General features: G+C 69.9%; 20 protein-coding genes and 1 pseudogene. 13 read left to right on the forward strand and 8 right to left on the reverse strand.

Annotation, left to right across the window (positions count from 1 at the left end):
• Positions 1-2 precede the first annotated feature (2 nt).
• Positions 3-1,538, reverse strand: a complete 1,536-nt coding sequence (locus tag OO70_RS19840; protein WP_043672405.1) for an acyl-CoA synthetase — start codon at positions 1,536-1,538, stop codon at positions 3-5.
• A 173-nt stretch (positions 1,539-1,711) separates the two neighbouring features.
• On the opposite strand from OO70_RS19840, the gene OO70_RS19845 reads away from it, so the two are divergent.
• The 3 genes from OO70_RS19845 to OO70_RS19855 are packed head-to-tail and all read left to right on the forward strand — an operon-like array spanning position 1,712 to position 4,753.
• On the forward strand, positions 1,712-2,524 hold the full coding sequence (locus tag OO70_RS19845) for an enoyl-CoA hydratase/isomerase family protein (RefSeq protein WP_106971702.1): 813 nt from the start codon (positions 1,712-1,714) through the stop codon (positions 2,522-2,524).
• Between the two features lie 14 nt (positions 2,525-2,538).
• Positions 2,539-3,597, forward strand: a complete 1,059-nt coding sequence (locus tag OO70_RS19850) for a 2,3-butanediol dehydrogenase (protein ID WP_043672407.1) — start codon at positions 2,539-2,541, stop codon at positions 3,595-3,597.
• Position 3,598: 1 nt separating this feature from the next.
• Entirely contained in the window at positions 3,599-4,753 is a 1,155-nt protein-coding gene (locus tag OO70_RS19855; RefSeq protein WP_043672410.1) for an acyl-CoA dehydrogenase family protein, read from the forward strand.
• Between the two features lie 49 nt (positions 4,754-4,802).
• Here the strand turns inward: OO70_RS19855 and OO70_RS19860 are convergent, their stop codons facing one another.
• Positions 4,803-5,510: a TetR/AcrR family transcriptional regulator gene (locus OO70_RS19860; protein WP_043672413.1), complete on the reverse strand. Its 708-nt coding sequence runs from the start codon at positions 5,508-5,510 to the stop codon at positions 4,803-4,805.
• Positions 5,511-5,651: 141 nt separating this feature from the next.
• On the opposite strand from OO70_RS19860, the gene OO70_RS19865 reads away from it, so the two are divergent.
• Positions 5,652-7,640: an alpha-ketoacid dehydrogenase subunit alpha/beta gene (locus OO70_RS19865; RefSeq protein WP_043672416.1), complete on the forward strand. Its 1,989-nt coding sequence runs from the start codon at positions 5,652-5,654 to the stop codon at positions 7,638-7,640.
• A gap of 74 nt (positions 7,641-7,714) precedes the next feature.
• On the opposite strand, the gene OO70_RS19870 is transcribed toward OO70_RS19865, so the two are convergent.
• A complete protein-coding gene (locus tag OO70_RS19870; RefSeq protein WP_043672419.1) occupies positions 7,715-8,764 on the reverse strand; it encodes a cyclase family protein in 1,050 nt (349 codons plus the stop codon).
• Positions 8,765-8,919: 155 nt separating this feature from the next.
• Between OO70_RS19870 and OO70_RS19875 the strand changes: the two genes are divergently transcribed.
• Together OO70_RS19875 and OO70_RS19880 are read left to right on the forward strand one after the other, a co-directional pair.
• The gene (locus OO70_RS19875; RefSeq protein WP_043672422.1) at positions 8,920-9,318 is read left to right on the forward strand and encodes a nuclear transport factor 2 family protein; all 399 of its coding nucleotides are present in this window, start codon (positions 8,920-8,922) and stop codon (positions 9,316-9,318) included.
• 46 nt (positions 9,319-9,364) lie between these two features.
• A complete protein-coding gene (locus OO70_RS19880; RefSeq protein ID WP_043672425.1) occupies positions 9,365-9,763 on the forward strand; it encodes a nuclear transport factor 2 family protein in 399 nt (132 codons plus the stop codon).
• A 62-nt stretch (positions 9,764-9,825) separates the two neighbouring features.
• On the opposite strand, the gene OO70_RS19885 is transcribed toward OO70_RS19880, so the two are convergent.
• Complete coding sequence (locus tag OO70_RS19885; RefSeq protein ID WP_043672428.1) at positions 9,826-11,454, reverse strand: flavin-containing monooxygenase; 1,629 nt, start codon at positions 11,452-11,454, stop codon at positions 9,826-9,828.
• Positions 11,455-11,681: 227 nt separating this feature from the next.
• Between OO70_RS19885 and OO70_RS19890 the strand changes: the two genes are divergently transcribed.
• The 6 genes from OO70_RS19890 (at position 11,682) to OO70_RS19915 (ending at position 16,592) form a co-directional block, all read left to right on the forward strand.
• Positions 11,682-12,077, forward strand: coding sequence for a carboxymuconolactone decarboxylase family protein (locus OO70_RS19890; protein WP_043672431.1), 396 nt, complete (start codon positions 11,682-11,684; stop codon positions 12,075-12,077).
• A 61-nt stretch (positions 12,078-12,138) separates the two neighbouring features.
• Positions 12,139-12,879: a glucose 1-dehydrogenase gene (locus OO70_RS19895; protein WP_043672436.1), complete on the forward strand. Its 741-nt coding sequence runs from the start codon at positions 12,139-12,141 to the stop codon at positions 12,877-12,879.
• A gap of 44 nt (positions 12,880-12,923) precedes the next feature.
• Positions 12,924-14,129 (forward strand): NAD(P)/FAD-dependent oxidoreductase, encoded by a 1,206-nt coding sequence (locus OO70_RS19900; protein WP_043672439.1) that lies wholly within the window; start codon positions 12,924-12,926, stop codon positions 14,127-14,129.
• Between the two features lie 22 nt (positions 14,130-14,151).
• Complete coding sequence (locus OO70_RS19905; RefSeq protein ID WP_043672443.1) at positions 14,152-14,346, forward strand: ferredoxin; 195 nt, start codon at positions 14,152-14,154, stop codon at positions 14,344-14,346.
• Positions 14,347-14,394: 48 nt separating this feature from the next.
• Positions 14,395-15,636 (forward strand): cytochrome P450, encoded by a 1,242-nt coding sequence (locus tag OO70_RS19910; protein ID WP_043672446.1) that lies wholly within the window; start codon positions 14,395-14,397, stop codon positions 15,634-15,636.
• 38 nt (positions 15,637-15,674) lie between these two features.
• The gene (locus OO70_RS19915) at positions 15,675-16,592 is read left to right on the forward strand and encodes an SDR family NAD(P)-dependent oxidoreductase (RefSeq protein ID WP_043672449.1); all 918 of its coding nucleotides are present in this window, start codon (positions 15,675-15,677) and stop codon (positions 16,590-16,592) included.
• A gap of 81 nt (positions 16,593-16,673) precedes the next feature.
• Here the strand turns inward: OO70_RS19915 and OO70_RS19920 are convergent, their stop codons facing one another.
• From OO70_RS19920 to OO70_RS19935, 4 genes are all read right to left on the reverse strand, one after another.
• Positions 16,674-17,399: a class I SAM-dependent methyltransferase gene (locus OO70_RS19920; protein WP_043672451.1), complete on the reverse strand. Its 726-nt coding sequence runs from the start codon at positions 17,397-17,399 to the stop codon at positions 16,674-16,676.
• Between the two features lie 180 nt (positions 17,400-17,579).
• Complete coding sequence (locus OO70_RS19925) at positions 17,580-20,045, reverse strand: ATP-binding SpoIIE family protein phosphatase (protein WP_043672454.1); 2,466 nt, start codon at positions 20,043-20,045, stop codon at positions 17,580-17,582.
• A gap of 148 nt (positions 20,046-20,193) precedes the next feature.
• Positions 20,194-22,578, reverse strand: a complete 2,385-nt coding sequence (locus tag OO70_RS19930) for an MFS transporter (RefSeq protein ID WP_043672456.1) — start codon at positions 22,576-22,578, stop codon at positions 20,194-20,196.
• Between the two features lie 178 nt (positions 22,579-22,756).
• The gene (locus tag OO70_RS19935) at positions 22,757-23,200 is read right to left on the reverse strand and encodes an SRPBCC family protein (RefSeq protein ID WP_043672459.1); all 444 of its coding nucleotides are present in this window, start codon (positions 23,198-23,200) and stop codon (positions 22,757-22,759) included.
• A 178-nt stretch (positions 23,201-23,378) separates the two neighbouring features.
• Here OO70_RS19935 and OO70_RS19940 point away from each other — a divergent pair.
• Positions 23,379-23,702 (forward strand): annotated as a pseudogene (locus OO70_RS19940) (Rv2578c family radical SAM protein); the annotation flags it as partial.

The following is a 23,702-nucleotide window of genomic DNA, read 5'->3' on the forward strand; positions in this document are numbered from 1 at the left end:
GCTCAGCCCTCCGCCGGGATGTCGCGCAGGGTCCGCTTGAGAACCTTGCCGGACGGGGTGCGGGGCAGTTCGTCGACGATGTCGAAGCGGGCCGGCACCTTGAACTTGGCCAGCCGGGCCCGGCAGAACGCCCGCAGTTCCTCCGCGCCCACGCTCTCGCCGGGCCTGAACACCACGAACGCGCGCGGGACTTCACCCCAGCGGGGATGGCCGAGCCCGACCACGGCGGCCTCCAGCACCGCCGGGTGCTCGTACAGCACGCGCTCCACCTCGGGTGTGGCGATGTTCTCGCCGCCGGACACGATCATGTCCTTCTTGCGGTCGTCGATGAAGAGGAAGCCGTCCTCGTCGACGTGCCCGATGTCGCCGGTGTGGAACCAGCCGTCCCTGATCGCCGCCGCCGTGGCCTTCTCGTCCCGCCAGTACCCGGCGAAGACCTTCGGTCCGCGCAGGGTGATCTCGCCGAGTTCACCGGCGGGGACCTCATGGCCGCTGTCGTCGACGATCCGCACGCGCGTGTGCGGCACGGGACGCCCGACCGAGCCCAGCTTGGACAGTGCGTGCTCACGGTCGAGGAAGGTGTCCCCGGAGACGGTCTCGGTCAGGCCGTATGCGTCCGCGAACCAGGCGTTGGGGAACGCGGTCATGATGCGCCGCAGCACCGGTTCGGGAGTCTTCTCGCCGCCACCGAGGATGAAGCGCACCGAGCCGGTGTCGTACTCCTCCCGATCCGGGACCTCAAGAACCGCGTTGACCATGGCGGGCGCCAGCCACACATTGGTGACCCGGTGCCTCTCGATCGCCTCCAGCACGCCCTGCGGGTCGAACTTCCGCTGGAGCACGACACTGCCGCCCGCGTACAGCACCCCGAGAGCCGGCATGTCCAGGCCGCCCACGTGGTAGAGCGGGCCGCAGACCAGCGTGGTGTCCGCCGCCGTCAGCCCGAAGTGGACGATGTGGGCAAGGTTCTTGGCCTCGAGGTTTCCGTAGGTGATGCGGACACCCTTGGGCCGTGACGTCGTCCCGGAGGTGTACATGAGCCGCTGAAGATCGTCGGGTTCGACATCCACGGGCTCCACCCGCGCCCCCTTGTGCCGGGCCAGCAGCTCCTCGTAGCCGATCCACGGCTCTTCGGGCAGATCGGCGCCACCGATCAGGACGCGGTGCTCCAGATCGGTCAGGCAACCGGCGCCGCGCTCCACCGCCCGGACGAACTCCGGCTCGGTGACGAGCACCTTGGCCTGGGCGTGGCCCAGGATGTACTGCCATTCCTCTTCGGAGAGGCGGTAGTTGAGCGGCAGGAAGACCGCGCCGAGCCGATTGGCGGCATGGACCAGCTCCAGGAATTCGGGCTGGTTGTACAGCAGCAGAGCCACGACATCACCGCGCCCGACGCCGAGTTCGGCAAGACCGGCGGCCAACTGGTTCACGCGTTCGTGCAGATGACGGACCGTCAGACTGCGCCCTTCCTGCGTGACGGCCACCGCGTCGGGCCGCTGGGCCAGGTGGTAGTCGAGGATGCTCGCGAAATTGTGCACGGCGACTCTCTCGCTCGGTGGCCGGGAAATGTCCCGACCGGTCGGTTGCCCGCTCCCAAGATTTAGTGTACCCCTTGGTCTATAAAACCTGGGAGCCGCACTGTACGACGGAGCGTCCGCGACGACAACCGTCCGCGCACGCGAAGTCGCTTCGCCGACGAGGAGGGTTCTTCGTGCCACGCATCCGGCTCGACACCGACGGACCGGTCGTCACGCTCCGCCTCGACAACCCGCCGATGAACGCCTTCGACTCCGTACAGAGGGAGGAACTGGCCACCTGCGTACGCGGCCTGGCCGACACCTCCGCCGTCCGGGCCGTGGTGCTCCACGGCGGCGAGCGCCTCTTCGCCGCCGGCGCCGACATCAGGGCCCTGGCCGCGATGGGCCCGGAGCAGATCCGCGCCTGGAACCGCGCCCTCCAGCGCACCTTCGACGAGGTGGCCCGCCTGCCCATGCCGGTGATCGCGGCGGTCACCGGCTACGCGCTCGGCGGCGGCATGGAACTGGCCCTGGCCGCCGACTACCGGGTGGCAGCACAGGACGCGATCTTCGCCCAGCCGGAGGTCCAACTGGGCATCATGCCCGGCTCGGGCGGCACCCAACGCCTCGCCCGCCTGATCGGCCCGTCCCGCGCGAAGAACCTCCTGATGACCGGCCGCAGGGTGAAGGCGGAGGAGGCGCTACGGCTGGGCCTGGTGGACGAGGTGGTCCCCACGGGCGAGGCACTGAAGGCCGCCCTGACCTACGCCCGCCACCTGTCCGAGGGCCCACCGACAGCCCTGGAGGCCATCAAGGAAGCAGTGGACCACGGCACGGACGCGAGCATGGCGGCGGGCCTGGCACTCGAACGGTCCCTGTTCACAGGCGTGTTCGGCACAGAGGACGCAGCAACGGGACTTCACAACTTCCTGAGCCGCAAGACACCTAAGGGGCGCGGGGAACTGCGCGACCAGCCCCCACCGGCGGACAGCCAAAACACGACATGAAAGGGGCGGAAAACATGCAGGCACTCGTCTGGCACGGTGCACAAGATCTGCGTTTCGAAGAGGTCGCCGAACCCCCTGAACCCGCCCCACACGAAGCCGTCATAGAAGTCACCTGGTGCGGAATCTGCGGCACAGACCTGCACGAGTACCTGGAAGGCCCCCACATGATCCGAGAGGGCCCCCACCCCCTCACCGGCACCAAGCCACCCCTGGCCCTCGGCCACGAACTCAGCGGCACAGTAGTCGCGTTGGGAGCGGACGCGCCCGGCATCACCATCGGCGACCGAGTGACCGCAGACCCGGTCTGGCGCTGCGGCACCTGCTTCTGGTGCACACGAGGCGAGTACCACATCTGCCCCCAGAGCGGCTCCGTCGGCCTGGCCTCCCCCGGCGCCTTCGCGGAACGCGTCACCGTCCCGCTGGCCGGCCTGACCCGCCTCCCTGACAACGTCAGCGACGAACTGGCCGCCGTGGCCGAGCCGTTGGCCGTCGGACTGCACGCCGTGACCCGCGCCGGCGTCAAACCGGGCGACAACGTCCTCGTGGTCGGCGGCGGCCCGATCGGCGTGGCAGTCGTCCTGGCCGCCCAAATCGGAGGCGCCGCAGGCCTGTTCGTGAGCGAACCCCTCGCCGGCCGCCGCGAGATGCTGCTCGGCATCGGCGTCACCGAGGCCTTCGACCCGCGCGAAACGGACGTACGACGCGAGGTGTTCGTGCGAACGAACCGCATCGGCCCGGACGTCGTGATCGACGCGACCGGTGTGCCCGCCCTCGCCGGACAGGCCGTCTCGACCGTCCGCCGAGGCGGACGCGTCGTACTCGCGGGCGTCGGACACGGCAGCGTCGAGTTCGACATGGGCCAACTCGTGTTCTACGAGCGGTCGGTGGTCGGCACGCTCGGCTACAACTTCGACATCCCGCGCGTGATCGATCTGATGGGCACCGGACGCCTGGATGCCTCCGCCCTGATCACCGGACGTTATCCGCTCTCGGGAGGAGCCGGTGTCTTCGAGGACCTGGCCGCCGACCGGGCCAGGCACCTGAAGGTGCTGCTGACCCCGAAGGGACTGTGACATGGACTTCGACCTGCCCGAGGAGACCCTCGCTCTGAAGGACATGGTCCGCGAGTTCGCGGCGAACGAGATCACGCCCCACGCGGCGGAGTGGTCCGAGAACGAGGTCTTCCCCACCAAGATCTTCACCAAGCTCGGCGAACTCGGCCTGATGGGCATGCTCGTGCCGGAGGAGTACGGCGGGGCGGGCTCGGACCTGGTCACCTATGTCGCGGTGATGGAGGAAATCGGCGCCGCCGACCAGTCGGTGGCCTCCTCGTGGAACGCGCACTCCACCATCGGCACCCTGCCGCTGCTCGCGTACGGCACCGAGGAGCAGAAGCGGCGCTGGCTGACCCCGCTCGCGAAGGGCGAGGCGCTCGGCGCGTTCGGGCTGACCGAGCCGGACGCCGGCTCCGACGCGGCCGGCATCGCGACCACCGCCCGCCGGGCGGACGGGGGTTGGGTGATCAACGGCACGAAGATGTTCATCACCAACGCGGGCACCGACATCAGTCAGGGCGTCACGCTGCTCGCGACGACGGGCAAGGGCCCGGACGGTCGCAAGGGGTACGCGACCTTCTACGTCCCGACCGGCACGCCCGGCTACACGGTCGGCGCCAAGCTGAGGAAGCTCGGCTGGCACGCCATGGACACACGGGAGTTGGTCTTCACCGACTGCTGGGTCTCCGACGACCATCTGATCGGCGAGGAGGGCAACGGGCTGCGGCAGTTCCTGTCCGTGCTCGACAGCGGCCGGATCAGCGTGGCCGCGCTGGGGCTCTCGCTGGCCAAGGCGGCGCTGGCCCTCGCGGTCGAACACGCCAAGGGACGGCACCAGTTCGGGCGTCCGCTGTCGGACTTCCAGGCCGTGGCGCACAAGATCGCCGACATCGGTACGGAGTACCAGGCCGCCCGCTGGATGGTGTACCGCGCCGCGTGGCTCGCCGACCGGGGCCGCCCGCACAGCACGGAGGCCGCGATGGCCAAGCTGTTCGCCTCCGAGGTCGCCAACCGGGCGGCCTCTCAGTCGCTGCAGATCCACGGCGGCTACGGGTACGTACGGGAGTCGGAGATCTCCCGTTTCTACGCCGACGCCAAGATCCTGGAGATCGGCGAGGGCACGAACGAGATCCAGCGCAATGTCATCGCCAGGGCCCTGGTCAAGGGCGCGTGACGGCGCGGGATCCGCGGTGCGCCAAAGCGGCGGCGCACCGCGGGTCCGGTCAGCTCGCCACGGAGACCGCTTCCCACAACGCCTCGGGGTCGAGGGGCAGTTCGGGCCGGGCCCGCTTGAACTCGGCGGCCAGCGCCTCGACATCGGGGAGTTCGGTGACGGACGCGGCGAAACCGCGGAACAGGGTCGAGCAGTACTCGCCCGACAGGAACGCGGCGTCCCAGCTGCCGTCCGGCCGCACCCACTGGTAGGTGTGGTTGTGCAGGTTGAGGAACTGAAGGGTGGCCAGGTGCGGTTCGACCGCACGGAAGGTCCCCTCCTCGACGGCCTCCGTGAGCAGGCCGGTGATCAGCTGCTCGAAGTCGGAGCGCTGCCGCAGCACGATCTCCAGCTCCTTGCCGCTGAGGCTGCGGTAGTCGTGCTCGTAGACCCAGATGTGGTCGAGCCTGCGGAAGATGATCGTCAGCAGCGACTCGGACAGCAGCCGCAGCCGCAGCAGCGGGACCTCTTCGAGCGCCGCGATCTCCTTGGCGCGGGCCAGCAGCGGGCCGAGCACCCGCGACTGGATCTCGATCAGCAGGTTCTCCTTGGAGCCGATGTAGTAGTACAGGGCGCCCTTGGCGAGCCCGACCGCGCGGCCCAGGTCGTTGATGGAGGTCGCCGCGTAGCCCTGTTGCGCGAACAGGGACGCCGCGGTGTCGATGATCTTCTGGCGTCTGACTTCGAAACCCGGCCCATGACCCGGCGGTCGTGGCATGTGTTCTCTCCCCTGGCTGTGACGACGTGCGCGCTGTCCCGGGTCCGCACGGGCGCCGCGCTGCGGCACGCCCGGGGGAAGCGGATCCGGGGACGTCGCTCTAGTTTGCTAGACCAAACGGTACATTAAAGCGAGGACCGTATGACTCAGGCATCGCATCACACCGGCACCGGCACCGGCACCGCACAGCCGGACCAGCTCCTGGAGATGTACCGACGGATGCGCCGCATCCGCCGCTTCGAGGAGCGGGCGTCCGACCTGTACAAGGCGACGGAGATCCCGGGCTTCCTGCATCTGTCGATCGGCCAGGAGGCGAGCGCGGTCGGCGCCTGCTGGCCGCTGGGCGCACGCGACGGCATCACCTCCACCCACCGCGGCCACGGCCACGTCCTGGCCAAGGGCCTGGACTCGGCGTCGATGATGGCCGAGCTGATGGGCAAGGACGCGGGCACCTGTCACGGCCGGGGCGGCTCGATGCACATCGCGGACCCCGGTCTCGGGATCTACGGCGCGAACGGCATCGTCGGCGCGGGCCTCCCGATCGCCACCGGGGTCGCCATCGCCGCGAAACTCCGGGCCGCCGGTGATGTGGTGGTGGCGTTCTTCGGGGACGGGGCGGTGGCCCAGGGCATGTTCCACGAGGCCGTGAACCTGGCCGCCGTATGGGATCTGCCGGTCGTCTTCCTCTGCGAGAACAACCACTACTCCGAGTTCTCCCCCGCCTCCGAACAGCACCGCGCCCCGCTCTCCGCCCGCGCCGCCGGATACGGCATCGGCTACGAACACGTCGACGGCAACGACGTGTTGGCGGTGGCGCAGACCATGACCGGGGTGGTCGCCCGGCTGCGCGCGGGCGGCGGCCCGGTCCTGGTCGAGGCCGAGACGTACCGCTGGCACGGCCACTACGAGGGCGATCCCGAGCGCTACCGCCCCGCCGAGGAGGTCGCCGCCGCCAAGGAACGCGATCCACTGCTGGTGGCCCGCCGGCAGTTGGACACCGCGTCGGCCGATGCCGTGGACGAGGAGATCGACAAGGAGATAGAGGCGGCGATCGAGTGGGCGAGGAGCCTGCCGGAGCCGGCCCCCGAGACCCTGTACGACTACGTCTCCGCGCCCCGCCTCCCGATCCCCGAGCCCGCGCGACTCCCGGCCGACGCCGAGATCTTCCGCTCCATGGACGCCGTACGACTCGCTCTGGAACACGAACTCGCCGCCGATCCAAGCGTGTTCGTCGCCGGGATCGACGTCGGAGCGGGCGGCAACGTCTTCGGCCTGACCCGCGGACTCGCCCAGACCTTCCCCGGCCGGGTGCGGGACACGCCGATCAGCGAGAGCGCCATCGTCGGTACGGCGGTGGGGGCGGCCATGGCCGGTATGAAGCCGGTGGTCGAGATCATGTACATGGACTTCATCGGCGTCGCCTTCGACATGCTCCTCAACCAGGCCGCCAAACTCCGCTTCATGACCGGCGGCCGGGCTTCCATGCCGCTTGTCGTCCGCACCCAGTTCGGCGCCGGCCGCTCCTCGGGCAGCCAGCACTCGCAGAGCCTGGAGGCGCTGCTCGCCCACATCCCCGGCCTGACGGTGGTCATGCCCTCCAACCCGGCTGACACCTATGGCCTGTTGCGCGCCGCGATCCAGGACCCGAACCCGGTGATCTTCGTGGAGAACCGCCTCCAGTACGGCCTCAAGGGCCCCAAGCCGCCGACCGACCACCTGATCCCTCTCGGCAAGGCGAAGGTGATCCGCGAAGGCACCGACATCACCCTGGTCTCCTGGTCGCGGATGGTCCAAGACGCCCTGGCGGCAGCCGAGTTGCTCGCCGGGGAGGGCATCAGCGTCGAGGTGATCGACCTCCGCACGATCTCCCCGCTGGACCGCGAGACCGTCCTCGCCTCCCTCGCCAAGACCAACCGTCTGGTCATCGCGCACGAGGCGGTACGCGACTTCGGCGTCGGTGCGGAACTCGCCGCCATGGCCGTCGACGAGGGCTTCTGGCACCTGGACGCCCCGGTCACCCGCGTGGCCCCACCATCCGTCCCGGCGCCGTACGCACCCTCGTTGGAGCGCGTCTGGCTCCCCTCACGGGACACGATCGCGGACACGGTGCGCAGGATCGCCGCGGTCTGAAGCAAGCGGTTCTACGACGGGAAGGGCCCCCAGAATCTCTGGGGGCCCTTCCCGTCGTAGCGGCTGTCAGGCGGTCAGACGGTCGCGACCGGTGTCAGCGGACTGCCCTGTGTGCCGGGCAGGTTGAGCGGGGGCGCGGTGAGCAGGAAGCGGCTGCGGTTGTGCTCGCGCAGCCAGGCCGCCAGCTTCTCCAAGTACCACAACTCGCCTAGCGGGACTCCCAGTTTGAAGAGGCAGAGGTTGTGGATCGGGAGCAGCGAGTGCGGGGTGTTGTCCTCGGGGCCGACGCCGACGCCCTCGACGGCGTAGTTGTCCGAGATCAGGGCCGAGATCTGCGACTCGGCGATCCACTCCAGCAGCGCCGGGTCGAACGCGTCGAGGTAGGAGGCCGTGGTGTGGATCCCCACGGGGTCCGGGTTCTTGCCCCAGGCCATCACCGCGGTGTCGAAACCGGTGTGCAGGAGGAGCATGTCACCGGGCTCGACGACGATGTCGTCCGCCGCCATGATCTCCTGCAGGGTCTTCAGGTTGACCGGCTGCCAGGTGTTGCCCAGGTGGTGGGCCAGGTCGACCAGGACACCCCGGCCCTGGACCCCGTGCTCCGCCATGTGCTCCAGGCCGAGGTGGCGGGCGAAGCCGAGGGTGCCGCTGCCGTCGCCCTTGGCGTCCTCCCGCGGTCCGACGATGTCGGTGTCGGCGCGGTAGCCGTTGTAGTAGACCGCCTCCTCGACGCCGTCACCGTCGGCGTCGAACTCCTGGCCCTGGTGGGCGAGTGCGTCCCACTGCGTCGAGTACTGCAGCCAGAGGGTCACCACGTCGTCGGACCAGACGTCCCTGAGGTGCGGGGAGAAGTGCTCCCGCGCCTTGATGTTGTAGAAGACGTCCTGCTTGTGTTCCAGGTCCTCGGTGGGCCGCAGGATCGGAGGGTAGCGCCGCTGGTTCAGCTCGCTGCCGCCCGGATAGTCGAGCGGCAGGCTCAGGCTGAAGCTGATCCCGTGCTCGACCTCGCGGATCCCCTGCAGAACCTTCTCGGGGGTGAGCAGGTTGATCCGGCCCAGCTCGTCGTCCTCACCCCAATCGCCCCACGTCGAGCCCGGCGGACGCTGCTTCCAACGCTTCGTCATGATCACGCCTCCTTCGGCGACAGTCCCCGTCGACCAGCCGCCCGCATGCTATTTGTGATTGTACCGATCGGTCAACGAATCCGGCGTACACCCCTCCCTTTATCTTCGTCTCATCAATAGACTGAGCGGTCGAAACACCGACCCTGGAGAGAAGAATGAGCGAATCCACACAGGCGTGGGTCGTGGCGGCCGTACGGGCCGTGCTCGGCGCGCACACCCAGGCCCAGGACGCCGGCCGCACCGACGACGTCGTGGCGCTGTACACGCCCGACGGCGTCCTCGAACTGCCGGGCACGGAACCGATCGAGGGCCACGACGCGATCCGTGCGGCCTTCAAGGGATGGGAGCAGGCACAGCCGCAGCTGCACCTCGTGACCAACACCGTCGTGACGTCCACGGGCGAGGACGAGGCGCGCGCCCTGAGCGACGTGGCCTTCCTCCAACGCGGCGAGGCGGGCTGGGCGGTGGGGGTGGTCGGGCACTACGACGACACGCTTCGCCGTGAGAACGGCGAGTGGCTGCTGCACCGCAGGAGGACGACGTACCAGGCGTAACGGCCGCCGCCCGCAAGCTTGTTGACCTTCATGACCTTGGAGTGAGATGACCACATCGATCGACGCCTCCGTCACGGCGGCCGTCCAGACCGCCATCGCGGCCTACGCGCAGGCCCTGGACGCCGGACGGGCCGACGAGATCGCCGACCTGTACACCCCCGACGGCGTCGCCGAGATCGTCGGCATGGCCACCTTCGAGGGCCGCGAGGCGATACGGCAGGGCTTCGGCGGCTTCGCGCCCCGGGCGCCGCAGTTGCACCTGATCGCCAACACCGTCGTCACCTCCGCGACCGAGGACGAGGCGACCGCCACCAGCAACCTGGCGTTCTTCGCGCGCGGCGAGGCGGGCTGGACCGTACAGATGGTCGGACGCTACGACGACGTCCTGCGCCGGCACGACGGCGCATGGCTGTTCCGGCGCCGGGTCACGACCTTCGCGGAGTAGGCCTCGGCGGAAACCCTGACGCCCGTGCCGCCCATGCCAGGGCGACACGGGCGTCAGGGCGTTCAGGCGTCCGGGTTCTCGGCCTTGGAGAGGACGAAGGTCGGGAACTCGTTCTGCCTGACGGTATTGATCGCCTCCTGGAGCGCCCAGCGGCCCGTCGGGTTGAGGAGTTGCTTGACCGGCTTGCCGGGGATGTTGCCGCCGTAGAAGTAGCTGCTCTCCAGGAAGGAGGACATCGTGCTGTTGTTCATGCTGTCCGTCCACTCCTCCTCGGCGGCCTCGGTCACCTCGATGACGTCGTAGCCGCTGTCCCGGGTGTGGACGAGCGCGTCGGTGATGATGTCGACCTGGTCGCCGGCGTAGCGCGGGTTGTTGCCGGTCGCGCCGTGCGGGCCGCCGGGGAAGAAGAAGTTGGGGAAGCCGGCCGTCGCGACACCGAGGTAGGTGCGCGGGCCGTCCGCCCAGTACTCCTTCAGCGGGAGGCCCCGACGGCCTTGCACACCAAGCCTGTTGAGGGCGCCGGTGCCGAAGTCGTAGCCGGTCGCCCAGATGATGATGTCGAACTCCTCGACGCCCGCGGCGGTTTCGATGCCGTCCTCGGTGATGCGGGTGATCGGCGTCTCGTTGATGTCGACGAGGGAGACGTTCGGCTTGTTGTACGTCTCGTAGTAGCCGGTACCGAAGGGGGGTCGCCGGCCGCCGTAGCCATGGCCCTTCGGGATCAACTTGTCGGCCGTCTCGGGGTCCTTGACGATGCTGCGGATCTTGTCGGCCATGAACGCGCACCACTCGGCGTTGACGGTCTCGTTCGACAGCATGTCCATGTAGTGCTCGGTGAGCTTGGTGAAGCCCGGGCCGTTCCACCGCTCCTCATAGAAGGCCTGGCGGTCCTCCGGGCTGTCGTCGAGGCCGGAGCGCATGACGATCTGGTGCAGGAAGCCGCTCGGCGAGGTGTTCAGCGTGTCGCGGATGGACTCGAAGTCCGCCTTCAGCCCGGCCTGTTCCTCGGGTGTGATCGGTCCGTTGTTGAGCGGTGTGAGCCAGTCGGCGTCCTTCTGATACACCGTCAACTGCGCTACGTCGTCCGCGATCGCGGAGATGATCTGCACACCGCTGGAGCCGGTGCCGATCTGAGCGACCCGCTTGCCGGTGAAGTCGACGGGGGTCTTCGGCCAGCGCGAGGTGTGGTGCTGCTCGCCGCGGAAGTCGTCGCGCCCCGGGATGCCCGGGATGAACGGCACGGAGAGGTTGCCGGTGGCCGCGACGACGTAGCGGGCCCGGACCTCGGTGCCGTCGCTGCCCCGGACGGTCCAGGTGCCGGACGGCTCGTCGAAGACGGCGGAGGTCACCTTGACGCCGGTGCGGATGTCGCGCCGCAGGTCGAAGCGGTCGACGACGTGGTTGAAGTAGCGCTCGATCTCGGGCTGGCCCGCGAACCGCTCCGACCACTCCCACTCCTCCCACAGCTCCTTCGAGAACAGGTAGCCGTAGGTGTAGCTCTCGGAGTCGAAGCGCGCCTCTGGGTAGCGGTTCCAGTACCAGGTGCCGCCCACGCCGGTGCCGGCCTCCAGGAGCCGCACCGAGAACCCGGCCTCACGGGCGGTGTACAGCTGGTAGATGCCGGTGACACCGGCCCCGATGACGAGGACGTCGACCCGGTCCTGGACCGCCGGCTTCGAAGATTCGCTCATTTGCCCTCCAAGGCGACTGGGGCCGCGGCTCCCACATGAGCCCGGTTTGATAGTTCGACCAGTCGGTCGAATATTCAGACCGAGAGTAGATGAGGGCCTCGACCCGATCAATGGCGACGACGGAGAGGGCTTGGAGCAGCCATGTCCGCAGCGGGGATTGATTGTACCGACCGTTTGATCTAACTTTCGTTTGGGACGCATGTCATCGCCTGGACCGGGAGTCGCGCATGAGCGCCGAAGACGTCAAGGAAGCCATCGATCTGCGCGTCGCGGGCATCGAAGCCCTGCGTGCCGCGCTGCCCGGGGTGGTTCCCGGGGAGGGTGATCTCGACTTGCGGGACGGCCTGCTCGGCGAGGATCTCGTCGAGATCAGCCTGAGCACCGTGTGGGGTGCGCTGTGGGGCCGCGAGGGTCTGGCCCCGCGCGACCGCAGTCTGGTCACCCTCGGCATCCTGATCGCGCTCGGCGCCGAGCCCGAGCTGAAGACCCATGTCCGGGTCGCCCTCACCAACGGGGTGACCAGGGACGAGCTGGCCGAGGTCCTCTACCACTCCGCCGGGTACGCCGGCTTCCCCCGGGCCGTGGCGGCCCGTACCGCGGCCCGCGAGGCCTTGGGCGAATAGGCCCGCCCCATCGCTGTTTTCCGAGGTGTCCGACACCGCGCACGAGCGCAAGGGAGCGCACATGTCACTGCAGGGAAAGGTCGCGGTCGTCACCGGCGGCGGCCGCGGCATCGGCCGGGCGATCGCGACGGTGCTCGCGGCCGGGGGAGCCGCGGTCGCGGTCTGGGACCTCGACTCCGAGGGCGCCGAGAAGACCGCGGCGGCCATCCAGGAGTCGGGCGGTACGGCGATCGCGGTCGCCGGCGACGCGGCGGAGGCCGGTGCGGTGGCCGCCGCCGCAGCCCGCACCCGCGAGGAACTCGGCCCGGTCACCATCCTCGTCAACAACGCCGGCATCACCGCCTACGAGCCGTTCACCAGCATCTCCGAGGCGTCCTGGGACCGCATGATCGGGATCAACCTCAAGGGCCCGTTCCTGGTCACCCAGGAGATCGTGCCCGACATGGTCGCGGCGGGCTGGGGCCGGATCATCAACATCTCCTCGTCCTCCGCGCAGACCGGGGCACCCGCCATGGCCCACTACGTGGCCTCCAAGGGCGGTGTCATCGGCCTCACCCGCGCCCTCGCGATCGAGTACATCGAGCAGGGCATCACGGTGAACCACGTGCCGCCCGGCTTCATCGACACCCCTCTGGTCCGCCAGGGCCCCGTCGACGTGGAGGCGGCGGCCGCCACCATGCCGATGAAGCGGGCCGGCCTGCCGGAGGACGTGGCCTACGCGGTGGCGTACCTCGCCTCCGAGGAGGCGTCCTACGTCACCGGCCAGACCCTCAGCACCAACGGCGGACGCCACCTCGTGTGAGCACCCGCACAGACCATCGCGACGACGCTGCAACGGAGCTGCACATGAGCATCGAGGACGACACCGGGGCCGTGGCCCACGTGCTGGTGGTGGGCGCCGCCGCGGCCGGGCTGACCACGGTGGAGGCCCTCCGGCGCAAGGGGTACCCGGGCCGGATCACGGTGCTCGGCGCCGAGCCGCACGCCCCGTACGACCGACCTCCGCTGTCCAAGCAGATCCTCTCCGGCGCCTGGGCACCGGACCGGGCCGCGCTACGCACCGAGGAGACGCTGTCCGGCCTCGACACCGAGTTCGTGCTCGGCGACCCGGCACTCGCCCTGGACCCGGCGACCCGCACCGTGCGCACCGGGTCCGGGCGCGAGCTGGGCGCGGACGCGATCGTGATCGCCACCGGGGTACGACCCCGAATGCTGCCCGAACAGCGGGAGTTGACCGGCGTCCATGTCCTGCGCACGCTCGACGACGCGCTCGCCCTGCGCACGGATCTGCTCGCCGGGTCGCGTCTCGTGGTCGTCGGCGAAGGGGTCCTCGGCTCCGAAATCGCCGCCACCGCACGGACGTTGGGTCTGGATGTGACTCTGGCGGGCCCGCTGACGGGACCGCTGGCCCTCCAGGTGGGCCCGCTGGTGTCGGGACTGCTGGCGGAGCTGCACAGCGAGCGGGGCGTACGACTGCGACTCGGCAACGGTGTCGTGGGGCTCACCGGCGACCAAGGCCGGGTCTCCGGCGTCGAGTTGAGCACCGGCGAGGTGCTGCCCGCCGATGTGGTCGTGGTCGCGATCGGTGCGACCCCGGCGACGGAGTGGCTGGCCGGCAGCGGGCTGGAACTCGACAACGGCGTGGTGTGCGACTCGCGTTGCCGGGCCGCGCCGGGGATCTACGCCGTCGGTGACGTGGCCCGCTGGCAGCACGAGGGGCTCGGCCGGCTGATCCGGCTGGAGAACCGGACGAACGCCACCGAGCAGGCCATGGCCGTCGCCGGGGCGATCCTCGGGGAGGACCGGCCCTACGAACCTGTGCCGTACTTCTGGACCGATCAGTTCGACGCCAAGCTCCAGGTGCACGGCTTCCTGCCGGCCGATGCCGAAGTGGACGTCGTCGACGGCGAGTTGACGTCACGTCGGTTCGTCGCGCGCTACCGCAGCGGCGGCCGGGTCACCGGAATCCTCGGCTGGAACATGCCCAAGCAGGCCAGGCAGCGCCGTCAGGAGATCGTCGACGCGGTCCCCTCCCCCGCTCCCGCCCACTGAACGACTGATCAGGAGAGTTGTCATGAAGGTTGTCGTCGACGAGGAAAAATGCGTCGCCGCCGGGCAGTGCGTCGCCGCCGCCATGGACGTGTTCGACCAGCGCGACGAGGACGGCATCGTCGTCCTGCTGACCGAGAACCCGCCGGCCGAACTGGCCGACGACGTACGGAACGCGGCGGCGGTGTGCCCCGCGCTCGCGATCCGTATCGAGGAATGACCCCCAGCTGTATTCCCCCCACCCCCACCCTCATCTGGAGGAACGACCATGTCCGAGGCCGAGACGGAACTCGCCGCCCCTGACGCGGAGATCTTCGACTACCCGGGCGCGCGGGACCGTGCCTGCCCGTTCGCGCCGCCGGCCGGGCTGCGCGCCCTGAACGACACGGCGCCCGTGTCCCGGGGCCGGCTCTGGGACGGCAGCACCCCGTGGCTGGTCACCGGACACGCCGCGCAGCGCGTGATCCTGTCCGACCCGCGGGTGAGCTCGAACGACAAGCAGCCCGGATTCCCTTACCCGAACCGGGCCATGGCGGAGAACGCTCCCCACCACCCGCTGACCATCTTCAACGCCGACGGCGCCGACCACACGCGGATCCGCCGCATGATGACGGCTCCGTTCACGCGCAACCGGATGGAGAAGCTGCGGCCGGAGATCCAGCGGTTCACCGACGAGCTGATCGACAGCATGCTCGCGGGCCCGAACCCGGCGGACCTCAACGCCGCGCTGTCGCTGCCGCTGCCCTCGCTGATGATCTGCGCGCTGCTCGGAGTGCCGTACGAGGACCACGAGTTCTTCCAGGAGCACGCCTCGCTGGCGACCCGGAGCGACAAGACCGCCGAGCAGGACCGGGTGGCCATGGAGGCGCTCGGCGGCTATCTGGCCGGGCTGCTCCAGAAGCGGATGGAGGAGCCGAGCGACGACGTCATCTCGGACTTCGCCGGGCGGATCAAGGCGGGCGAGGTCACCCTGCCCGAGGCTGTCATGCTGTGCATGATCCTGCTGATCGCCGGTCACGAGACCAGCGCCAGCATGATCACGCTGGGCACCGCGCTGCTGTTGCAGAACCCGGAGCAACTCGCCCTGCTGCGCGGGACGGACGACCCCAAGGCCGTCGCGAACGCGGTCGAGGAGATCCTGCGCTATCTGACGATCCCGGCGCTCGGCCAGCGGCGGATCGCCGCCGAGGACATCGAGATCGAGGGCGTCACCATCAAGGCCGGCGAGGGCATCGTCGTCGCGCTGCCCGCCGGCAACTGGGACCCCGCTGCCTTCCCCGAGCCGGAGAAGTTCGACATCGCCCGCGAGGCACGCCATCACCACGCCTTCGCCTGGGGCATCCACCAGTGCCTCGGCCAGCAGCTCGCCCGGATCGAACTGCAGGTCGTCTACGGCACGTTGTACCGCCGCGTCCCGACCCTGCGACTGGCCGTCGGTTTCGACGAGTTGAGGTTCCGCCGGGACGACGCGCTCGCCTACGGCCTGCACGAGCTGCCGGTCGCCTGGTAGCCACCCACGCTGTCACCCGCACACAACAGGAGTCACCCATGAGCGAGTTCGGCTTCGAAGGACGCGTCGCCGTCGTCACCGGCGCGGGCCGTGGCCTCGGCCGCGCCTACGCCCGTCTGCTGGCGGAGCGCGGGGCGAAGGTCGTCGTCAACGACCTGGGCGGGTCGATGGAGGGCGAGGGCTCCGACGCCGGACCCGCGCAGAAGGTCGCCGACGGGATCGTCGCCGACGGCGGCCAGGCCGTGGCCGACACCCACGACGTGTCCACGCAGGCCGGCGGCGAGGCGATCATCGACACCGCGATCCAGAGCTTCGGCCGGATCGACGTCCTCGTCAACAACGCCGGCATCATCCGGTACGCGGGCCTGCCGGAGATCGAACTCGACAACCTGGAACGGCACTTGGCCGTCCACCTGCTCGGTTCGTTCAACACGCTGCGGGCCGCCTGGCCGCACTTCGTCGAGCAGCGCTACGGCCGGGTCGTCCTGACCACCTCCAGCGGCATGTTCGGCATGGACGACAACCTGTCCTACGCCGCCGCGAAGGCGGGCACGGTCGGCATGGCCCGCAGCGCGAAACTGGCCGGCGAGCCGCACAACATCAAGGTCAACCTGATCGCGCCGGCCGCGATGACCCGGATGGGCGGCGGCCCGGAGGAGGAGCCCGCCGAGACCGCGGAGGGCATGCCGTACATGCCGTCCTCGGCGGTCGCGCCGATGGTGGCCTACCTCGCGCACGAGAGCGTCCCGGTGAGCGGGGAGATCTACACGGCCGGTGCGGGCCGGTTCGCGCGGGTCTTCCTGGCCTCGACGGAGGGGTACGCGGACGAGGGGGGCGCTGCCTCCGTCGAGGACGTCGCGAAGAACTGGGACGCGATCAACGACGAGAAGGGGTACTACGTGCCCGCGGACCTGATGGCGTGGTCCGGCTCTTTCCTCAAGCACCAGTTCGGGTAGGGCGAGTGGGGCCCGGTTCAGTTGATCCAGGTGGGGGGAGGCGGTGAGCCGTCCCGTCTCCCCCTGCCTTCTCCTGTCCTCTCAGCCCGTACGTCCCGCGATCAGCCACTTCGACGGCAGTTCGATACGCGCGCCGTCCGGCCTGAACTCGGTGGTGATCAACGGCAGTTCACCGCTCGCGATGACGGTGAGGCCGGCCGCTCGGAGGAGTTCGGGCACCTCGTCGTCGGGCACCTCGCCGGGGGCGATGCCGTGGCGGAAGATCGGGGCGAGCTTCGGCGGCGGGCCTTCCGGGTCCTGCGCCAGGCCGCCCAGGATGGGGCGGGCCGCCTCGGAGAGTTCGACGAGGAAGGCGTGGCCGCGCTCCCCGACGAGCGTGGCGATGCCGTCCACCATTGGCTGCCGGTCGTCGGGGTCGACCTGGTGGAGGACGCCCCTCATGTAGACGTTGGCGTCGCCGAGTTCGGCGTGCAGCGTCTCGACCTCGGTCTTGTCGGCGGCGTCCAGCAGCCGGTACGTGGCCTGTCCCGCCGGGTCGGCGTGCCGGGCGTGCTCGATGGCCGCGGCGGACAGGTCGGCGCCCACGACATGGGTGAACCGGTCGGCGAGGAAGCGGGTCTGGGTGCCGTTGCCGCAGCCGAGGTCGATCATCTGCAGGCCGGGGTCGCGCAACTTCGGCTCGAACAGGGCGAGATGGAGTCCCACGGTCTGCGCGGGCGCCGCGTCCCAGAAGACGGCCCCCTGTTCCTCGGGCGCCTCGCGCCAGAAACCCTCCCAGGCCTCCCGGTACCGACTGGTCACGCTCATGCCCAACTCCCCAGGATGCAAGGCCGTTCCGCCGTAAGTGACGGGCCAGTACGGTCTATCGCGCCCCGGTCCCGCTCACAAGCACACGGCGCATTCCTTCACCGCTCATTCGACCCGTGTACGCCGATGTGCGCCTCGTGCGCCCCCGCGGTCACCTGCGCTTCAGCGGTGGGTAGGGCTTCAGCGGCGAGGCAGGGTGAGTTCGAACCAGACGGTCTTGCCGGCGGTCGTACGGCTGGCGCCCCATTCGCGGGCGAGCATGCCGACCACGTGCAGTCCGCGTCCGAACTCGTCGTCGGGGCCCGCGGTGAGCAGGCTCGGCAGGGTGTGGTCGTCGTCGTCCACCTCGCACAGCAGGGTGTCGCCGCGCACCAGGCGGAGTTCGACATGGCGGCCGTGGGAGTGCCGTACGGCGTTGGTGACCAGTTCGCCGGCCAACAGGGCGGCGTTGTCGGCGAGTTTGGGCAGGCCCCACTCGTGGAGCTGTTCACGGACCACCGCGCGGGCCCGGCCGACCTCGACCGGGTCCAGGGCGAGCCGCCATTCGGCGACGTCGTCCGGCTCGATGCCGTTCAGGCGGGCCATCAGAAGGGCGACGTCGTCCTTGCGGCCGCCGCGGGTGTTGAGGGAGCGGATGATCGTGTCGCAGGCGTCGTCCATCGACGCGGCCGGATGCGCGGCCGACTCGCACAGGGTCGCGAGTCCTACGCCGATGTCCTCGCCGCGCACCTCGACCAGTCCGTCGGTGCACATCACGAGCCGGTCGCCGGGTTCCACGCGCACGCGTATCGCCTCGAAGGGCACCCCGCCGACGCCGATGGGCGCACCTGTGGGCAGGTCGAGCAGCTCGCTGCGGCCGTCCCCGGCGTGCACGATCACCGGCGGGATGTGGCCCGCGTTGGCGATGTGGAGGTCGCTCGCGATCGGGTCGTAGACGGCGTACAGGCAAGTGGCGAGATAGTTGTCGCCGAGGCGCTGCGCCAAGTCGTCGAGGTTGCGCAGGAGTTGGGCGGGCGGGAGGTCCATGGCGGCCATGGTCTGCACGGCGGTGCGCAACTGGCCCATCATCGCTGCCGAGTTGAGGCCGTGACCCATGACGTCGCCGACGACGAGCGCGGTGCGGGCGCCGGGCAGTTTCACCGAGTCGAACCAGTCGCCGCCGACCCGCCCGAGCAGCGTGCCCGGCAGGTACCGGGTGGCGATGTCGCAGCCCGCCATGCGCGGCGGGATGTGCGGCAGCATGCTGTCCTGGAGGGTCTCGGCGACGGACTCCTGGTAGGTGTACATGCGCGCGTTGTCGAGCACGAGGCCCGCACGGGCGGCGAGTTCGGCGCCGGTGACGCGGTCCATGTCGTTGAACTCGACGCGCTCGGGGTGGCGCAGCAGGATCATGAAGCCGAGGACGACGTTGCGGGCCTTGAGCGGGACGACCAGCATGGAACGGCCCGTGATCAGCGGCCGGATGTCGCGCTTCTCGAACTGCGAGGCGATCATGTGCCCCATCTGCTCGCTGATGCGCGGCACGAGGACGGGATCGCCGGTGGTCATGCACTGGAAGAACGGAGTGTGCGCCGGGAACGGCATGGCCTCGCCGACGGGTACGACGTCGTCCCAGCGGCCGGGTTCGTCGGTGTGCTCCAGGGCGACCCGGTGCCACATGGTGGTCGTGTCGGGCACGCCGTCCGGGAACCCCTCGCCGGCGACGACCTGTTCACGGAGGTACGTGCCCGCGACGTCCGTGAACTTGGGGACGACGGCCTTGCTGACCTCGATGATGGTCTGCGCGAGGTCGAGCGAGGTGCCGATGCGGCCGCTGACCTCGTTGAGGAACTCCAACCGCTCGCGTACGGCGGCGTATTCGAGGTCCTCGCCCTCGTCGTCGACGGTCTCCTCCGGCAGGGGAAGCCCCTCGGCGACCGCTGCGGCCGCCCGCTCGCGGCGCGCCTTGCGCTCGGCGCGGCGCGCGACACCCCAGTCGGGGGTCACCGGCACCCGCTCGTTCTGGCTGAACTCCAGGACGGGATAGCCCAGTTCGAGGACCTGGGCGACGATGCGGGCGCTCTCGTCGACGCTCATGCTGGGCAGGATCTCGGGGAGCCTGCGGGCGAGTTCCTCGGCGCCGGGGAAGTCGGTGTGCAGGGCGAAGCCGGGTGCTATGCGCTCGAAGGCGCCGTCCCCTTCGGGGAGTTCCTGACGCAGTCCGCCCGCGTCGGCTGCGAGCACGAGCAGCCGCTCCTGGCCGGGGCCGATCAACGGGTACGCCCACCACAGGACGTCCACGCGGTCCAGCTCGGGCACGGTGAGGCGGGCGCGTCCGGCGGCCGGGTAGGACAGGCGTCCGTCGAGGGAGGACTCCAGATCGGGGCCGAGTCCGTCGTAGGCGGCGAACGCGCCGTACGGGCTGACGCTCTCGTCCTCGGGCAGGGCGCCGGAGACGGGGAGCAGGTCGAGGGCCGGCTGGCCGATCGCCTCTTCCCTGGTGGCGCCGAACAGCCGTCGGGCGCCGCGGCTCCAGTGGGAGACGAGGCCGTCGCGGTCGATGAGGATCACGGCCAGCGGGACGCGGCCGACCGCGCTGTGCTCCGCCCTCACGTCGTCCCCGGCCCCGCGGCCGGGAGGTGCCTCCCGCTCGGTGCCACGGTCCATGACCCAGGCCCTCTCTCCCCACGGCTCCGCAAGATCTGTGCCGCCACCGACCACGCTACGGGGGCGGCCGGTGGCGATGTGTGGCATTCCTGGAATTGGTTCCACTCAATCGCACCGGCGCGCGCCTCCCCGCGTCCCTGGGGCGGGCTCAGTCCTCGTGGCCGAGCTGGAGGTCCCGCTCGGTGCGTCCCCCGCCCGCCACTTGGAGCACGGTGGCCACGGGCGGGTACCCGGCGGCGATCACCGTGTACTCGCCGGAGGACAGGTCGACGAACCGGAACGTTCCGTCGGGTCCGGTGGTGAGGGTGTCCACGACGTTGCCCGCCGCGTCGAGCAGCGTCACGCGCGCGTCCTCGACGGGCCGTCCGCCGCTCGCCCTGACGGTGCCGCGCAGCACGGCGCCGCCGGCGAGTTCGACGTCCTGGCGGGTCTCGCGGGACGCCTGGACACTGACGGGGAGCGCGGCCGGGCGGAACGCGGGCGCGCTGGCGGCCAGGGTGTACTCGCCGGCCACCAACTCGCTGATCACATAGGCGCCTTCGCGCCCGCTGCGGGTACTGGCCACGACCTCGCCGTGCACATTGGTGAGCGTCACGGCCGCCTCCCGCACCGGGGTGCCGTCCGCGGTCAGCACACTCCCGGCGAGGCGTCCGGCGCCGCCGAGGACGACGTCCAGTTCGACGGGCCGCTCCCCCACGGTCACGGACACCGCCTGCGGCTGGTGCCCACCGGCCGCCGCGATCAGGACGTACGACCCGGAGCCCGGCGTCGACAGCGCGTACCGCCCGTCCTCGCCGCTGGCCCCGCGCCCGATCTGCTGCCCGGAGACGTCGATGAGGGTGAGCGCCGCCCGGGGCACAACGGTCCCGTCGGGGTGCTGCACGGTGCCGCAGACGGGAATTCCCGGGGTGTACGGCGAACGGGCCTGCGGGATCGGCGAGTTGAAGGGCGCGGTCTCCGAGGTCTCGGCGGGGGCGTTGTGGGACACCAGGGGTTTCTCCTTGAGGAAGAAGGCGATGAGCAGGCCGAGGGCGAGCACCGGCACCAGGTAGAGGAAGATCCGCGGCATCGCGTCGGCGTACGCCCGGATGTAGCCGTCGCGCAGCGCCGGGGGCAGCGCGTGGACGAGTTGCGGGGTGATGGACTCGGGGTCGGGGAGACCGGCACCCGCGGGAATGCGCTCACGCAGGGCGTCGGTGAGCCGGTCGGCGAAGAGGGTGCCGAAGATGGCGGCGCCGACGCTGCCGCCGATCTGCCGGAAGTAGTTGTTGGCGCTGGTGGCGGTGCCGAGGTCGGCGGGCCGTACGGAGTTCTGCACGGCGAGGACGAGGACGGGCATCACCAGGCCGATGCCGGCGCCAAGGACGGCCATCCAGACGCTGTACTGCAGCCTGGACGTGTCGACTTCGAGCCGGGACAGCAGCCACATCCCGAGGGCGGCCAGCGCGCTGCCGAGGACGGGGTAGATCTTGTAGCGGCCGGTGTGGCTGATGAGTTGCCCGGAGATGATCGACGCGCCGACGATGCCGCCCATCATGGGCAGCATCAGCAGTCCGGACTCGGTGGCGCTGGCCCCGTCGACCATCTGGAGGAAGGTCGGCAGATAGCTGGCGGCCCCGAACAGTGCGACCCCGATCACCAGGCCCACCAGAGCGGTGACGTTGAAGACGGCGTCCTTGAACAGCCGTAGCGGGATGAGGGGTTCGGGCGCGAAGTGCTCGGCGACGAGGAAGAGGACGGCGGCGACCACGGCTCCCGCGCCGAGCCCGAGGATGACGCGCGAGCCCCAGGCGTACTCGGTCCCGCCCCAACTGGTCAGCAGGACAAGGCACGTTGACGCGGCGGCGAGCAGCAGTGCGCCGAGGATGTCGAGACGCGCCTTGGCGGTCGGCTTCGGCAGTTTCAACACGACGGTGACGACGGCGAAAGTCACCAGGCCGAAGGGGACGTTGACGTAGAAGCACCACCTCCAGGAGAGGTGGTCGGTGAAGTAGCCGCCGAGCAACGGCCCCGCCACGGAGGCGAGTCCGAAGGTGGCGCCGATCAGGCCCATGAAACGGCCGCGCTGCCGGGGCGGCACGATGTCCGCGATGATCGCCTGCACGCCGATCATGAGCCCGCCCGCGCCGATGCCCTGCACCGCGCGGAAGGCGATGAGCTGATCCATGGACTGGGCGCGGCCCGCGAGCGCGGAGCCGATCACGAAGACACCGATCGCGAACTGGAACACGCTCTTGCGGCCGAGGAGGTCGCCGAGTTTGCCGTAGACCGGCAGGCCGACCGTGGAGGTGAGGAGGTAGGCGGTGATCGCCCAGGACATCTTCTCCAGGCCGTGCAGTTCGCCGACGATCTTCGGGAGGGCGGTGGCGACGATCATCTGGTCGAGGGCGGCCAGCAGCAGCGCGAGCATCAGCCCGAGGAAGACCAACCGCACCCGGCGCGGGCCGAGTTCGGCCTGCTCGGCGGGTGCGGGGACGGGTGTCTCCGGGGGTGCCGGGGGCCGTTCGTCCTGCACCAGAGTCGTCCCGCCCACGTACCGCTCCCCTCGTCGCGCCTGCCACACAATTCCCGCTTAAGGCGACAACTGTGAGCAAGCGTGACGAGTTACGACGTACGCCCGGCTCGAACGGAGATCCACTCGAACCGGTGAGGGACGTGGCGAGGGACGCGGCCAGGGCGCCAACGCGCCCTGGGGAGTTGGCCTTTGGGGCCTACTTCTCGACCTCGGTGGCGAGCTTGTCGAGGACCAGGTCGTAGATGCGGCCGAGACCCTTGGGGGCGAAGGTGCGCTCGAAGAAGCCGCCGATGCCGGTGGCACCGTTCCAGGTGCTGGTCACGACGACGCGGGACTTGCCCTCGCCGGCCGGGGTGACCCGCCAGGTGGTGACCATGGTCGAGTTGCGGTCCTTCTCGACCAGCTCGCCGTCGGTCGGCTCACTGACCTCCAGGAGGCAGTCGCGGACGCGCTTGCTGGTGGCCTGGAGCCTCCAGTGGACGAGGGTGCCCTCGCCGTCGCCGCCCTCGCGCACCTCGTACTCGCTGAACTGCTCGGGCAGCAGCTTCGCGCGCGTGCCGGTGTAGTCGGCGAGGGCGTCGAACACCTTCTCCGCGTCGGCTGCGACGACCCGCTCGGTGGTGGCCTCGACCTGCGCCATTTCGTTCCTCCAGGACTTGCGTTCTCGGGGTCGGGGCAAGCCAACCACCCCCGCACTCGGTCACCCAAATCGGGGTACCCCAGGACGTCGGAAGCGATCAGGAGCGATGAGGAAGTTCACTTGCACAGTAATTCGAACAAGTGTTTCACTCTGGGGGCAGGCCTACCGAGGAGGCGCCATGCGCTGGGAGAACCTGACAACGGAGTCCGACAGCCACAGCCGGACGGCCGACGTCGCGCTGTTCGGCGCGGACGCGGTCACCACCCGTACCTTCGACACGCCCGAGTTCCGCGGGATCACCTTCCACGAGGTGCGGGCCCGCTCGATCATCAACCGGGTACCGGGGGCCTCCCGCATGCCCTTCGAGTGGACGGTCAACCCGTACCGGGGCTGCTCGCACGCGTGCGTGTACTGCTTCGCCCGCAAGTCGCACAGCTATCTGGACCTCGACACCGGCCTCGGCTTCGACTCGCAGATCGTCGTCAAGGTGAACGCGCCGGAC

Source organism: Streptomyces xylophagus, assembly GCF_000716435.1.
GTDB classification, from domain to species: domain Bacteria; phylum Actinomycetota; class Actinomycetes; order Streptomycetales; family Streptomycetaceae; genus Streptomyces; species Streptomyces xylophagus.

Coding starts and splice junctions, on each gene's coding strand:
- OO70_RS19850 (WP_043672407.1), top strand. CDS start 2,539: ATGCAGGCACTCGTCTGGCACGGTGCACAAGATCTGCGTTTCGAAGAG.
- OO70_RS19855 (WP_043672410.1), top strand. CDS start 3,599: ATGGACTTCGACCTGCCCGAGGAGACCCTCGCTCTGAAGGACATGGTC.
- OO70_RS19860 (WP_043672413.1), bottom strand. CDS start 5,510: ATGCCACGACCGCCGGGTCATGGGCCGGGTTTCGAAGTCAGACGCCAG.
- OO70_RS19865 (WP_043672416.1), top strand. CDS start 5,652: ATGACTCAGGCATCGCATCACACCGGCACCGGCACCGGCACCGCACAG.
- OO70_RS19870 (WP_043672419.1), bottom strand. CDS start 8,764: ATGACGAAGCGTTGGAAGCAGCGTCCGCCGGGCTCGACGTGGGGCGAT.
- OO70_RS19875 (WP_043672422.1), top strand. CDS start 8,920: ATGAGCGAATCCACACAGGCGTGGGTCGTGGCGGCCGTACGGGCCGTG.
- OO70_RS19880 (WP_043672425.1), top strand. CDS start 9,365: ATGACCACATCGATCGACGCCTCCGTCACGGCGGCCGTCCAGACCGCC.
- OO70_RS19885 (WP_043672428.1), bottom strand. CDS start 11,454: ATGAGCGAATCTTCGAAGCCGGCGGTCCAGGACCGGGTCGACGTCCTC.
- OO70_RS19890 (WP_043672431.1), top strand. CDS start 11,682: ATGAGCGCCGAAGACGTCAAGGAAGCCATCGATCTGCGCGTCGCGGGC.
- OO70_RS19895 (WP_043672436.1), top strand. CDS start 12,139: ATGTCACTGCAGGGAAAGGTCGCGGTCGTCACCGGCGGCGGCCGCGGC.
- OO70_RS19900 (WP_043672439.1), top strand. CDS start 12,924: ATGAGCATCGAGGACGACACCGGGGCCGTGGCCCACGTGCTGGTGGTG.
- OO70_RS19905 (WP_043672443.1), top strand. CDS start 14,152: ATGAAGGTTGTCGTCGACGAGGAAAAATGCGTCGCCGCCGGGCAGTGC.
- OO70_RS19910 (WP_043672446.1), top strand. CDS start 14,395: ATGTCCGAGGCCGAGACGGAACTCGCCGCCCCTGACGCGGAGATCTTC.
- OO70_RS19915 (WP_043672449.1), top strand. CDS start 15,675: ATGAGCGAGTTCGGCTTCGAAGGACGCGTCGCCGTCGTCACCGGCGCG.
- OO70_RS19920 (WP_043672451.1), bottom strand. CDS start 17,399: ATGAGCGTGACCAGTCGGTACCGGGAGGCCTGGGAGGGTTTCTGGCGC.
- OO70_RS19925 (WP_043672454.1), bottom strand. CDS start 20,045: ATGGACCGTGGCACCGAGCGGGAGGCACCTCCCGGCCGCGGGGCCGGG.
- OO70_RS19935 (WP_043672459.1), bottom strand. CDS start 23,200: ATGGCGCAGGTCGAGGCCACCACCGAGCGGGTCGTCGCAGCCGACGCG.